10 protein-coding genes are annotated in these 13,293 nt (G+C 63.4%); all 10 read left to right on the top strand.

Going from position 1 to position 13,293, the window contains the following annotated elements; translation table 11 throughout:
* Positions 1 to 22 precede the first annotated feature (22 nt).
* Positions 23 to 1,504 carry a glycosyltransferase family 2 protein gene (locus J3A71_RS05210; protein ID WP_033731751.1) on the top strand — a complete coding sequence of 494 codons (1,482 nt, stop codon included), beginning with the start codon at positions 23 to 25 and terminating at the stop codon, positions 1,502 to 1,504.
* Between the two features lie 37 nt (positions 1,505 to 1,541).
* Positions 1,542 to 2,708 carry an alginate biosynthesis protein Alg44 gene (locus tag J3A71_RS05205; RefSeq protein ID WP_023047937.1) on the top strand — a complete coding sequence of 389 codons (1,167 nt, stop codon included), beginning with the start codon at positions 1,542 to 1,544 and terminating at the stop codon, positions 2,706 to 2,708.
* A gap of 12 nt (positions 2,709 to 2,720) precedes the next feature.
* Complete coding sequence (algK, locus tag J3A71_RS05200) at positions 2,721 to 4,148, top strand: alginate biosynthesis TPR repeat lipoprotein AlgK (protein ID WP_096426734.1); 1,428 nt, start codon at positions 2,721 to 2,723, stop codon at positions 4,146 to 4,148.
* Positions 4,145 to 5,623, top strand: a complete 1,479-nt coding sequence (locus tag J3A71_RS05195; RefSeq protein WP_060517452.1) for an alginate export family protein — start codon at positions 4,145 to 4,147, stop codon at positions 5,621 to 5,623. The genes algK and J3A71_RS05195 overlap by 4 nt, the downstream gene beginning before the upstream one ends.
* Positions 5,624 to 5,645: 22 nt before the next feature.
* Complete coding sequence (algG, locus tag J3A71_RS05190) at positions 5,646 to 7,205, top strand: mannuronan 5-epimerase AlgG (protein WP_060517450.1); 1,560 nt, start codon at positions 5,646 to 5,648, stop codon at positions 7,203 to 7,205.
* 13 nt (positions 7,206 to 7,218) lie between these two features.
* Positions 7,219 to 8,658, top strand: a complete 1,440-nt coding sequence (locus J3A71_RS05185; RefSeq protein ID WP_209952697.1) for an alginate O-acetyltransferase — start codon at positions 7,219 to 7,221, stop codon at positions 8,656 to 8,658.
* 8 nt (positions 8,659 to 8,666) lie between these two features.
* Positions 8,667 to 9,770, top strand: a complete 1,104-nt coding sequence (locus J3A71_RS05180) for a mannuronate-specific alginate lyase (RefSeq protein WP_016489016.1) — start codon at positions 8,667 to 8,669, stop codon at positions 9,768 to 9,770.
* A 198-nt stretch (positions 9,771 to 9,968) separates the two neighbouring features.
* The gene (locus J3A71_RS05175; protein WP_016489017.1) at positions 9,969 to 11,426 is read left to right on the top strand and encodes an MBOAT family protein; all 1,458 of its coding nucleotides are present in this window, start codon (positions 9,969 to 9,971) and stop codon (positions 11,424 to 11,426) included.
* A 10-nt stretch (positions 11,427 to 11,436) separates the two neighbouring features.
* A complete protein-coding gene (locus tag J3A71_RS05170; RefSeq protein WP_096426735.1) occupies positions 11,437 to 12,594 on the top strand; it encodes an alginate O-acetyltransferase in 1,158 nt (385 codons plus the stop codon).
* Positions 12,595 to 12,614: 20 nt separating this feature from the next.
* Complete coding sequence (locus J3A71_RS05165; RefSeq protein ID WP_096426736.1) at positions 12,615 to 13,262, top strand: alginate O-acetyltransferase AlgF; 648 nt, start codon at positions 12,615 to 12,617, stop codon at positions 13,260 to 13,262.
* The last annotated feature ends 31 nt before the right edge of the window (positions 13,263 to 13,293 follow it).

Below are 13,293 nucleotides of genomic sequence, written 5' to 3'. Positions count from 1 at the left end.
GAATTCTCGACGGATGCTGAACATGCAAAGGCTCCAGACCGTGCTGTTGCAGTGCGCCGGGTGGCTGCTCTACATGAGCCTGCTCATGCTGATCGCCCTGGCCCTGCCAGCCGATATCTTCGACTCGCAATCGAAGCACTTCATCTTCCTGGTCGGCGCAGTCGGCATCTGGCGCTATTCCATGGGCGCCACCCATTTCATCCGCGGCATGATCTTTCTTTACGGCGTGTACCCGTACCTGCGCCGCAAGGTGCAGAAAATGGGCGATGCCACCGACCCATCGCATGTCTACCTGATGGTGACCAGCTTCCGTATCGAGGCACTGACCACGGCCCAGGTTTACAGCTCGGTGATTCGCGAGGCGATCAACTGTGGCTTCCCTACCACCGTGGTCTGCTCGCTGGTGGAGATGTCCGATGAACTGCTGGTGAAAAGCCTGTGGGCCAAGTACAACCCGCCGGCCCATGTGAAGCTGGACATCGTGCGCATTGCCGGTACCGGCAAACGCGATGGCCTGGCCTACGGCTTCCGCGCCATCTCGCGCATGCTGCCGGACGAAAACGCCGTGGTGGCCGTGATCGACGGCGACACCGTGCTGGCCGATGGTGTGGTACGCAAGACCGTGCCGTGGTTCAAGCTGTTCCCCAACGTCGGCGGCCTGACCACCAACGAGTTCTGCGAAGTGCGCGGCGGCTACATCATGAGCGAGTGGCACAAGCTGCGCTTCGCCCAGCGCCACATCAACATGTGCTCCATGGCCCTGTCCAAGCGCGTGCTGACCATGACCGGGCGCATGTCGATGTTCCGCGCAAGCGTGGTGACCAACCCTGAGTTCATCGCCGACGTTGAAAGCGACTCGCTGATGCACTGGCGCCTGGGCCGCTTCAAGTTCCTTACCGGTGACGACAAATCCAGCTGGTTCAGCCTGATGCGCCTGGGCTACGACACCTTCTACGTGCCGGACGCTGCCATCAACACGGTCGAGCACCCACCAGAAAAGAGCTTCTTCAAGGCCAGCCGCAAGCTGATGTACCGCTGGTACGGCAACAACCTGCGGCAGAACTCCCGTGCATTGGGCCTGGGCCTGCGCCGCCTGGGGCTGTTCACCAGCATCGTGCTGTTCGACCAGCGCGTGTCGATGTGGACCAGCCTGCTAGGGCTGACGGTGGCGGTGATCGCCAGCCTCAAGTTCGGCCTGGCCTTCCTGCTGGTGTACCTGCTGTGGATCGGCATCACCCGCCTGATCCTCACCATCATGCTGCTGTGCTCCGGCCACAACGTAGGCCCGGCCTACCCGCTGATTCTCTATTACAACCAGATCATCGGCGCGCTGATGAAGATCTACGTGTTCTTCCGCCTCGACAAGCAGTCGTGGACGCGTCAGCCCACTGCCCTCAAGCGTGACCTCGCCAGCTTTCAACAATGGTTCAACACCTGGTCCTCGCGGACCATGACCTTCTCGGCTGCCAGCATCTTCGTTGCTGTGCTGTTCATGGTCGTGTGAGCCCAACCCGGATCGGATCTAACAGGAACAAACCCCCATGAATACCGCCGTGAACGTCAATGTCGTGCATGAGTCCGAAGCCCAGCGCCAACACGCCCGGGTGCGCATTCCCGCCAAGCTGCGTTTCCTGGACGCCCAGCGCCAAACCCATGAAGTGAAGGTCGACGACCTTTCCGCCGGTGGCCTGAGCTTCCACACCAAGCAGCAACTGTCGGTGGGCGAAGTACTGCGCGGGCGCCTGCAGTTCGTGGTCGACAACCTGGGCCTGTCGATCGACATCGAGTTCCAGGTGCGCTCGTACAACCCGGACAATGGCCGGACCGGTGCGCAGTTCCAGAACCTTGAACCACGCGACATCGCTACCTTGCGGCACATCATCACCAGCCACCTGTCGGGCGAGCTGATCAGCATCGGCGATGTGCTGAGCACCTTGCAGCGCGACAATTTCACCAAGGCACGCAAGCAGAAAGACGGTGGGTCGGGCCTGAGCGCCTTCGGCCGACTCAAGGCAGTCACCGTCACCCTCGGCGTATTCGTGGTCGGCGTCGCGGCTTTCGGCTTTGTCGCCAAGTCGCTGTACGGCATGTACTTCGTCAGCCACGCCGAAGCCGGTGTGGTCGCGGTACCGACCACCACCGTCACCATGCCGCGCGACGGCACCGTGAGCAGCCTGGTCGACAGCGGTGGCCAGATTGCCAAGGGCGCACCACTGGCCAGCTTCACCACCAGCATGCTGGACATGCTCAAGGGCAACCTGGACGACGCGCAACTGGAGCCGGCGAAGATCGAGGAACTGTTCGGCAAGCAGCTGTCTGGCACCCTCACCAGCCCCTGCGATTGCGTGGTTGCCCGCCAACTGGTGGACGACGGGCAGTACGCAGCCAAGGGCCAGCCGATCTTCCAGCTGATTCCGCGCACCACCACGCCGATGGTCGAGGCCCGCTTCAGCTACCGCCAGTTCGACGAGGTCAAGCCAGGTACCCAGGTCAACTTCCAGGTCGCCGGCGAAGACGAAGTGCGCACTGGCCAGATCGTCAGCAGCACCAGCCTGAACAGCGAAGACTTGTCCTCCGACATCCGCGTGCAGATCAAGCCTGACAGTGGCATGCCTGCCGAACTCGCCGGCCGCCCGGCAGCGGTCAACAGCGACCGTGGCCCGTCGCTGAACTGGCTTGTAGACAAAGCCGTGGCCCGTGGCCTGTAAGAGGATCACCGCATGAAGCCCTGCAAGAAGAGCGCAAGCCTGGGCCTGTGTGCCCTGGCAGCCGCCATCACCCTGGCCGGCTGTGCAGGCCTGCCTGACCAGCGCCTGGCCAACGAAGCCATGAAACGCGGCGACACGGCACTGGCCGAGCGCAACTACAAGGCCCTGGCCGACCTGGGCTACAGCGATGCGCAAGTGGGCCTGGCGGACATCAAGGTGGCCACCCGCGACCCGTCGCAAATCAAGGAAGCCGAGGCCACTTACCGCGCCGCAGCCGCTACCTCGCCCCGTGCCCAGGCGCGTCTGGGCCGCCTGCTGGTGGCCAAGCCTGACAGCACCCAGGCCGAGCGCGAGGAAGCCGAAACCCTGCTCAGGCAGGCGGCGAAACAGGGCGAAAGCAATACCCTGATCCCGCTGGCAATGCTTTACCTCAGCTATCCGCAGAGCTTCCCAACGGTCAACGCGCAGCAGCAGATCGACCAGTGGCGCACCGCCGGCAACCCGGAAGCGGGCTTGGCCCAGGTGCTGCTGTACCGTACCCAGGGCACCTACGACCAGCACCTGGGCGAGGTGGAGAAAATGTGCAAGGCCGCACTGAACACCACCGACATCTGCTACGTCGAACTGGCCACGGTGTACCAGAAGCGCGCTCAGGCCGATCAGCAAGCCGCCCTGCTCGCCCAGCTGAAAGCTGCCTACGCCCGTGGCGCAGTGCCGGCCACCCGGGTCGACAGCGTGGCCCGGGTCCTGGCCGATCGCAGCCTCGGCCAGACCGATGAGAACACCGCCAAGGACCTGCTTGAGCAGGTGGCCCCAGCCAATCCGGCATCCTGGGTCAGCCTGGCGCAACTGCTGTACGACTTCCCCGAACTGGGCGACACCGACCAGTTGCTGGCCTACATCGACAAGGGCCGCAAGGCCGAACAACCACGCGCCGAACTGTTGCTGGGCCGCCTGTACTACGAAGGTAAAACCCTGCCAGCCGACGCCAAAAAAGCCGAGCAGCACCTGCAAGCGGCGGCCGATGCCGGTGAAATCAGCGCCCATTACTACCTGGGCCAGCTGTACCGCCGCGGCTACCTGGGCAATGTCGAGCCGCAGAAGGCCGTCGACAACCTGCTGGCCGCCGCCCGTGGCGGGCAGAACAGCGCCGACTATGCCCTGGCTCAGCTGTTCAGCGAAGGCCATGGCATTCGCCCGCAACCCGGCAACGCCTGGGTATTCGCCCAGCTGTCGCAGGCCAACCCGACGCCGCAATCGGCTGAACTGCTGCAGCAGCTCGATCAGCAACTGTCACCTGAACAGCGCAGCCAGGCCCAGCAACTGCTGGACCAGGAGAAGCGTGCACGCGGCAGCATGGCGCAGGGCGCACATAGCACCCTGGCCCTCGAAGCCCTGCAGGACGACGAAAAAGAAGTAGACGGTGAGGACTCGCTATGACGCTCAATCCCTTCGTGAAAGCCGGCATCGGCCTGAGCTTCGCCCTGCTGTGGTCCTGCCCGACCCTGGCGGAGATGACCGCCGAGAAAAACTTCGGCCTGGACGTGAAGATTACCGGGCAGTCGGAAGACGACCGTGACCTGGGCACCCGGCCTGGCGGCGACGTCAACGGCCTGGGCCTGGACCTGCGCCCATGGGTGTACGGCGAGCGGGGCAACTGGAGCGCCTACGCCATGGGCCAGGCGGTCGCAGCCACCGACACCATCGAAACCGACACCTTGCGCCAGAACGACGACGGCAGCACCACCGACACCGGCGAAGACAGCCGCCAGCCAGACAAAAGCTACCTGGCCATGCGTGAGTTCTGGGTGGGCTACAGCGGCCTCACCGCCTACCCGGGCGAGCAACTGCGCTTCGGTCGCCAGCGCCTGCGCAGCGACGATGGCATGTGGCGCGACACCAACATCGAAGCACTCAACTGGACCTTCGACACCACCCTGCTCAAGGCCGACCTGGGCGTGGCCCAGCGCTTCAGCGAGTACCGCACCGACCTGACCGAGCTGGCCCCGGAAGACAAGGACCGCACGCACATCTACGGCAACGTCGCTACGCAGTGGACCCCTGGCCACTGGGTGGGCGTACGCGCCCACCACACCCATGACAGCGGCAGCCTGAAAAACCCCGGCGAAACCGTCGATGCGCTGGACAAGACCCGCACCGGCGACCTGACCTGGCTGGGCCTTGAAGCCAACAGCGATGCCTACAACTGGCGCAACGACCACACCGTCAATTACTGGGGCAGCGTCACCTGGCTGACCGGTGACCGCGACAAGCTCAGCAGCCAGGCCGTAGGCGACGACCAGGTTGCCACCGGCACGCAGAGCGGCGACGTCAACGCCTGGGCCACCGACCTCGGCATCCGCTTGCGCCTGGACCCGCAATGGCAGGTCGGCGCGGCCTACGCCCGCGGCAGCGGCGGCGGCGGTGACGACGGCTCGAACAACTTCGAGCAGACCGGCCTTGAGAGCAACCGCTCCAACTTCACCGGCACCCGCTCGCGCGTGCACCGCTTCGGCGAAGCCTTCCGCGGCGAGCTGGGCAACCTGCAGGCCGCCACCCTCTTCGCCTCCTGGCAACTGCGCGACGATTACGACGCCAGCCTGATCTACCACAAGTTCTGGCGCGTCGACGGCAACCAGAACATCGGCTCCAGCGGCATCAACGCAGCCGTCAACGACAACGGCATCAGCCGCCAACTGGTCGACGGCGAAAAAGACCTTGGCCAGGAAATGGACGTGGTCGTGACCAAGTACTTCAAGCAAGGCCTGCTGCCGGCTTCGATGAGCCAGGCCATCGACGAGCCGTCCGCCCTGGTGCGCTTGCGTGCCGGTGTGTTCAAGCCGGGCGACGCCTACGGCAAGGAAGCGGACTCGTACATGCACCGCGCCTTCGTCGATGTGATCTGGCGCTTCTGAGGCCGCTAGGGGACTGACCGTTATGAACCTTCACCCGCACTTACGTCACAGCCTGTTGGCCAGCGCTTTGCTGCTGGCAAGCGGCCTGGCCGCTGCCGCAGAGCCCCAGGTAATCGCCAAGGGCTTGCAGCAGGCCAAGACCTACACCGTGGCCAGCGCACCGATCGAGCCGCTGCAGATGGACCCGCCAAAGCTGCCTGACCTGACCGGTTTCACCGCCGAAGCGGTGCAGAAGAAGATCGACCGCCGCCACAAAGGCAAGGTCAGCCTGCGCCGTATGTTCCAGGAGGACACCCTCAAGGAGTTCGTCGGCGGCGACAACAAGGCAGCCGAGTGGGTGCAGCGCCAGCACGGCATCCCGCAGGCGATCTTCGTCGATGATGGCCATGTCGACCTGGTCGAGTTGAGCAAGCAGGTACCCAGGCAGTACCTCAGCGAGGTCGAGCCAGGGGTTTACCTGGCACGCCTGCCGATCGTGGTCGGGCAGAAGGGTATCCTCGAGATCGACGGCAAGGTCAAACAGCTGCGCCTGTCCCAGGAGGGCGGCTCGTTCCTGGTCAACGACGGCAAGCTGTTCGTCACCGACACCCAGGTGACCGGCTGGCGCGAAAAAGACAACGGCCCGGCCACCTTCCGCTCGCCCAAGGAATTCCGACCGTTCCTGCTGTCGTGGGGCGGTACCGAGACTTACATCGTCAACACGAAGATGGCCAGCTTCGGCTACGCCAAGTCCAAGTCGTATGGCGTGAGCATCTCGCAGTACACGCCCAATATGGCCAAGCGCATGGGCCGCCCGGAACCCACCGGCTGGATCATCGGCTCGGCGTTCAGCGACATGTGGTACGGCTTCTACTGCTACGAGACCCAGGACTTCGTGGTCAAGGACAGTACCTACCGCGACAACATCGTCTACGGCATCGACCCGCACGACCGATCGCACCGCCTGATCATTGCCGGCAACACGGTGCACGGCACCAAGAAAAAGCACGGCATCATCGTTTCGCGTGAGGTCAACGACAGCTGGATCATCAACAACAAGAGCTACGACAACAAGCTCTCGGGCGTAGTGATCGACCGTAACAGCGTCAACAACCTGGTGGCCTACAACGAGATCTACCGTAACCACACCGACGGCATCACCTTGTACGAAAGCGGCGACAACCTGATCTGGGGCAACAAGCTGATCAACAACCGCCGCCACGGGATCCGCGTGCGTAACAGCGTGAACATCCGCCTGTACGAAAACATCGCCATGGCCAACGGCCTGGTCGGCGTATACGGCCACATCAAGGACCTGTCCGACACTGACCGCGACATCGCCCTCGACCCATTCGACACCAAGGTGTCGCTGATCGTGGTGGGTGGCGAGCTGGCGGCCAACGGCTCCGGCCCGCTGTCGATCGACTCGCCGCTGTCGGTCGAGCTGTACAAGGTGTCCATGCTCGCCCCACGCAAGGCCAGCGGCATCAGCCTCAATGGTGTGCTGGGCGAGCGCCAGGACGAAATCCTCGACCTGCTGGTGCGCCAGCAAAAAGCTGTGCTGATCGACCCGGTCGAACGCCAGACCGAAATGATCGATTAAGGAAGCCCAGACCATGACCCCACACCTGATCAAACTGCTGGGCCTGTCCGCCGCCCTCCTGGCGATCAGCCAAGGCGTGCGCGCCGACGAAGTGAAGGCCCCCACCTTCAGCGCCGAACCTTGCTGCCAGCTGTGCCCCGAAGCGCACGACGCCAGCCGCTACACCACTCGCTACCAGCAGAACTTCACCACGCTGGTGCAGGCCAAGGGCGACTGGCTGTTCCGTACCCGCGAAGACCTGCGCACCGAGTTCAACACCACCCCGGCCGGCTACAAGCGCCTGCAGCAGGTGCACGACGCGTTCAAGAAGCGCGGCGTGGAGCTGGTGCTGGTGTACCAGCCGACCCGTGGCCTGGTGAACCGCAACATGCTCAACCCGGCCGAGAAAGCCGCCTTCGACTACCAGAAGGCCCTGGGCAACTACCAGGCGATGCTCAAGCGCTTCGCCAGCATGGGCTACAACGTGCCCGACCTGTCGCCGCTGACCAACGAGCAACTGGCCGCCGCCGACCAGGGCAAGGACTTCTACTTCCGCGGCGACCAGCACTGGACCCCATATGGCGCCGAGCGCGCAGCAAAAATCGTGGCCGACACCGTGCACAAGATGCCGGCCTTCGAAGGCATCCCGCGCAAGGAATTCGAGACCAAGAAGTCCGGGCGCATGGGCAAGACCGGCACCCTGCACAACGTTGCCGGCCAGCTCTGCGGCACCAGCTACGCCGTGCAGTACATGGACCAGTTCGCCACCGAACCGAAAGGCTCGAGCGGCGGCGATGACCTGTTCGGTGACGGCGGCAACGCGCAGATCACCCTGGTCGGCACCAGCCACAGTGGCAAGAACTACAACTTCTCGGGCTTCCTCGAGCAGTATATCGGCGCCGACGTGCTCAACGTCGCCTTCCCCGGCGGTGGCCTGGAAGGCTCGATGATCCAGTACCTGGGCAGTGAGGAATTCCAGAAGAACCCGCCGAAGATCCTGGTCTGGGAATTCTCCCCGCTGTACCGCCTGGACCAGGAAACCATCTGGCGGCAAATCCTGGGCCTGCTCGATGACGGCTGCGACGACCGCCCGGCCCTGATGAGCGCCAGCACCACCCTCAAGCCCGGCAAGAACGAGCTGATGGTCAACGGCAAGGGCGGCGTGATCAAAGACCTGATCAACCGCAACCTGCAGATGGACGTCAAGTTCGAAGACCCGTCGGTGAAGGTGCTGCAGGCCACCCTCTGGTACCTCAACGGCCGCCACGAGGACATCAAGCTGGAGAAACCGGAAACCTCCGACACCGGCGGCCGCTTTGTCTTCCAGATGCGCGAAGACGAAGACTGGGCCAGCCAAAGCCTGTTGGCGTTCGAAGTACAGGGGCCGGAAAGCGGCACCCAGAAGGTCGAGGCCAAGCTCTGCAAACGCAACAACTTCGCCGTGCCTGCGCAAACCGCGCAAGCCGGCCAGTGAGGCGACCCATGACCATGCTCAAGCGAATTTCCAGCCCCGCCCTGCTCGCCTTGGCCCTGTTTGGCGGTGCCGCGCACGCCGCGCTGGTACCCCCACAGGGTTACTACGAGGGGATCGAAAAACTCAAGACCAGCGATGGTAACTTCCGCTGTGAAGCGGCGCCCAAGCCCTATACCGGTGCGCTGCAGTTCCGTAGCAAATACGAAGGCTCGGACAAGGCACGGGCAACGCTCAACGCAGCCTCGGAAAAGGCCTTTCGCAAGTCGACCGAAGACATCACCACCCTTGAGAAAGGCGTGAGCAAGATGGTTGGCCAGTACATGCGCGACGGCCGCCCGGCGCAGCTCGACTGCACCCTGACGTGGCTGGGTACCTGGGCGCGCGCCGATGCGTTGATGTCCACCGACTACAACCACACCGGCAAGTCGATGCGCAAATGGGCGCTGGGCAGCATGAGCGGTTCGTGGCTGCGCCTGAAGTTCTCCAACTCGCAGCCCTTGGCCGCGCACCGCGCCGAGGCCGAGCTGATCGAAAAATGGTTCGCCCGCCTGGCCGAGCAGACCGTGCGCGACTGGAGCGACCTGCCGCTGGAGAAGATCAACAACCACAGCTACTGGGCAGCCTGGTCAGTCATGGCGACCGCTGTCGCCACCGACCGTCGCGACCTGTTCGACTGGGCCGTGAAGGAATACAAGGTAGGCGCCAACCAGGTGGATGACCAGGGCTTCCTGCCCAACGAAATCAAGCGCAAGCAGCGTGCGCTGGCCTACCACAACTACGCCCTGCCGCCGCTGGCGATGATTGCCAGCTTCGCCCAGGCCAATAACGTCGACCTGCGCAGCGAGAACAACTTCGCCCTGCAGCGCCTGGGCGAAGGGGTACTGGCCGGTGCACGCGACCCCAGCCACTTCAAGGCCCGCGCGGGTGAAAAACAGGACATGACCGACCTCAAGGTCGACGGCAAGTACGCCTGGCTCGAGCCCTGGTGTGCGCTTTATCACTGTGTCGGCGACACGCTTGATCGCAAGCAGCACATGCAGCCGTTCAACAGCTTCCGGCTGGGCGGCGACCTGACCCGGGTCTACGACCCGAACGCAGAGAGCAAAAAATGAATTGAGCCCCATTGTGGGGGCGGCACCTGTGGGAGCGGGCATGCCCGCGAAGAAGCCACCGCGGTGCATGGCAAGGGCTTTGCCCTTGTTCGCGGGCTTGCCCGCTCCCACAGGGATCTAAGTTGCCTTCCAGTCTTGCACTGGGGGGTTTGGGGGGCGCTTTGCCCTGGATGCTGTGAACAAATTAGGAGAACCGGGATGGTCTTCTCGTCCAACGTGTTCCTGTTCCTGTTCTTGCCGATCTTCCTCGGCCTGTACTACTTGAGCGGGCAACGCTATCGCAACCTGCTGCTGCTGATTGCCAGCTACATCTTCTATGCCTGGTGGCGGGTGGACTTCCTGGCACTGTTCGCCGGGGTCACCCTGTGGAACTACTGGATCGGCCTCAAAGTGGGTGCCGCCGGCGTGCGAACCAAACCGGCGCAGCGCTGGCTGCTGCTGGGCGTGGGCGTCGACCTGGCCATCCTCGGCTACTTCAAGTACGCCAACTTCGGCGTCGACAGCCTGAACGCGATCATGACCTCGTTCGGCCTGGAGCCGTTCATCCTCACCCACGTGCTGCTGCCGATCGGTATCTCGTTCTATATCTTCGAGTCGATCAGCTACATCATCGACGTATACCGCGGCGACACCCCGGCTACCCGCAACCTGATCGACTTCGCGGCGTTCGTGGCCATTTTCCCGCACCTGATTGCCGGCCCCGTGTTGCGCTTCAAAGACCTGGTCGACCAGTTCAACAACCGCACCCACACCCTGGACAAGTTCTCCGAAGGCTGCACCCGCTTCATGCAGGGTTTCATCAAGAAAGTGTTCATCGCCGACACCTTGGCGGTGGTGGCCGACCACTGCTTTGCCCTGCAAAATCCAACCACGGGTGATGCCTGGCTGGGCGCGCTGGCCTACACCGCGCAGCTGTACTTTGACTTCAGCGGCTACAGCGATATGGCCATCGGCCTGGGCCTGATGATGGGCTTCCGCTTCATGGAGAATTTCAAGCAGCCGTACATCAGCCAGTCGATTACCGAGTTCTGGCGGCGCTGGCACATCAGCCTGTCGACCTGGCTGCGCGACTACCTGTACATCACCTTGGGCGGTAACCGCAAAGGCACCTTCAACACCTACCGCAACCTGTTCCTGACCATGCTGCTGGGCGGCCTGTGGCACGGCGCCAACTTCACCTACATCATCTGGGGCGCCTGGCACGGCATGTGGCTGGCCATCGAACGCGCGCTGGGCATCGACACCAACCCGCAGCGCTTCAACCCGGTGAAGTGGGCCTTCACCTTCCTGCTGGTGGTGGTGGGCTGGGTGATCTTCCGCGCCGAGAACCTGCATGTGGCCGCCCGCATGTACGGTGCCATGTTCAGCTTTGGCGACTGGCAGCTGTCGGAGCTCAACAGCGCCCAGCTGACCGGCCTGCAAGTGGCCACCCTGATCGTCGCCTACATCTCCCTGGCGTTCTTCGGCCTGCGTGATTTCTACCGCAATGCCAAGCCGACGCCCCAGGCCACTCCGGTGCAGGTCAACAACGACGGCTCCATCGGCCTGGACTGGACCCGGGTGATGACCCGCGCCCTGGTGCTGCTGCTGTTCGTGGCCTCGATCCTCAAGCTTTCGGCGCAAAGCTACTCGCCGTTCCTGTACTTCCAGTTCTGAGGCCGATGACATGAACCGCACATTACGCATTACTTACTCCCTGTCGTTCCTCGGTTTGCTGGTGGGCATGGGCGTGTGGTCCACCGGTGGCCTGCAAAGCTTTCAGCGCACCGAGCAGATGACCCTGCTCAACGGCAAGCTGGCCAAGGCCGCCGAGACCCACTACGACGCCGAGTTCCCGATCAAACGCCTGGGCACCAACCTTTGGGCGGCCATGGACTTCAAGCTGTTCAACGAGGGCCGCCCCGGTGTGGTGCTGGGCCGCGACCAGTGGCTGTTCAGCGACGAAGAGTTCAAGCCCACGGCTGGCGCCGAACAACTGATGCAGGAAAACCTGGCGCTGATCCGTGGCGTGCGCGACACCTTGCAGCAGCACGGTAGCCAGCTGGTGCTGGCGATCATCCCGGCCAAGGCGCGCGTCTATTCGGAATACCTGGGCAAGGAGCAGCCGGCCAGCCTGCACGATGACCTGTACAACCAGTTCCATGCCCAGGTGCGCCAGGCCAACGTGTTCGCCCCGGACCTGCAAGCGGCCATGGAACAAGCCAAGGCGCGTGGTCAGGTATTCCTGCGCACCGACACCCACTGGACACCGATGGGCGCCGAAGTCGTCGCCCAGGCGCTGGCCGAGGCTGTAAGCCGGCAGAACCTGCTCAACGGTGACCCGCAAACCTTCGTCACCGAAGTCGGCAGCACGGCGCCCTACAAAGGCGACCTGACCAACTTCCTGCCACTGGACCCGCTGTTCAGCAACCTGCTGCCGGCCCCGGACAACCTGCAACAACGCAGCACCCGCCCGGCGCAAGCCGCTGCTGAAGGCGATGACGCGCTGTTCGCCAACAACGAGATCCCCGTCGCGCTGGTGGGGACCAGCTACAGCGCCAACCCGCACTGGAACTTCCTTGGCGCGCTGCAGCAGGCGCTGCGCAGCGACGTCGCCAACTACGCCGAAGACGGCCACGGCCCATTGCTGCCGATGCTCAAGTACCTGCAAAGCGATGCCTTTAAAAACGCCGCACCGCAAGTGGTGGTGTGGGAATTCCCCGAACGTTATCTACCCATGAAAAACGACCTCAGCAGCTTCGATCCGCAGTGGATCGCGCAGCTGAAAAACGCCCGTAAATCCGAAGAAAACCTGGCCTTGTCGTCCACCCGGACGAACCACTGAACGATAGAGAGGAAATGCACATGACTACCAAGACTTCCATTGCCAAAGCCCTCACCCTCGCGGCCGGCCTTTCCCTTGCTTCGATGCAGGCCTTCGCCGGTGCCGATGCTGCGCTGTATGGCCCTAGCGCACCGAAAGGCTCGACCTTTGTGCGCCTGTACAACGCAGCCAGCGCACCGGCTGCCGCGTCGGTCGGCAACACCCAGATCAAGCAGGTTGGCGCCCAGGCCAGCAGCGACTTCAGCTTCCTGCCAGGCGGCGACTACACCGCCCAGGTCGGCGGCAAGAGCATGCCGGTGAAGCTGGCCTCGGACAAGTACTACACCCTGGTCAACAGCGGCACCGGCAACCCGCAGCTGATCGAAGAACCACCGTTCAAGAACAAGCAGAAAGCCCTGGTGCGCGTGCAGAACCTGAGCGACCAGCAGCTGACCCTGAAAACCGCCGACGGCAAGACCGAAGTGGTCAAGCCGGTGGCCGCCAACGGCCGTGGCGAACGCGAAATCAACCCGGTCAAGGTCAACCTGGCGCTGTACCAGGGCGACAAGAAAGTGGGTGACGTGAAACCCGTCGCCCTGGAGCGCGGCGAAGCCGCCGTGCTGTACGTAACCGGTTCCGGCAACGCTTTGTCGCCGGTGTGGGTAACTCGCCCCGTGGCTAGCAACTGATCCCCTGCCTTTAACGACTATTGGAGAAACA

Source organism: Pseudomonas sp. PvP089, from assembly GCF_017875165.1.
Lineage (GTDB): Bacteria > Pseudomonadota > Gammaproteobacteria > Pseudomonadales > Pseudomonadaceae > Aquipseudomonas > Aquipseudomonas fortuita.
This window is presented reverse-complemented; position numbering and strand designations above follow the sequence as displayed.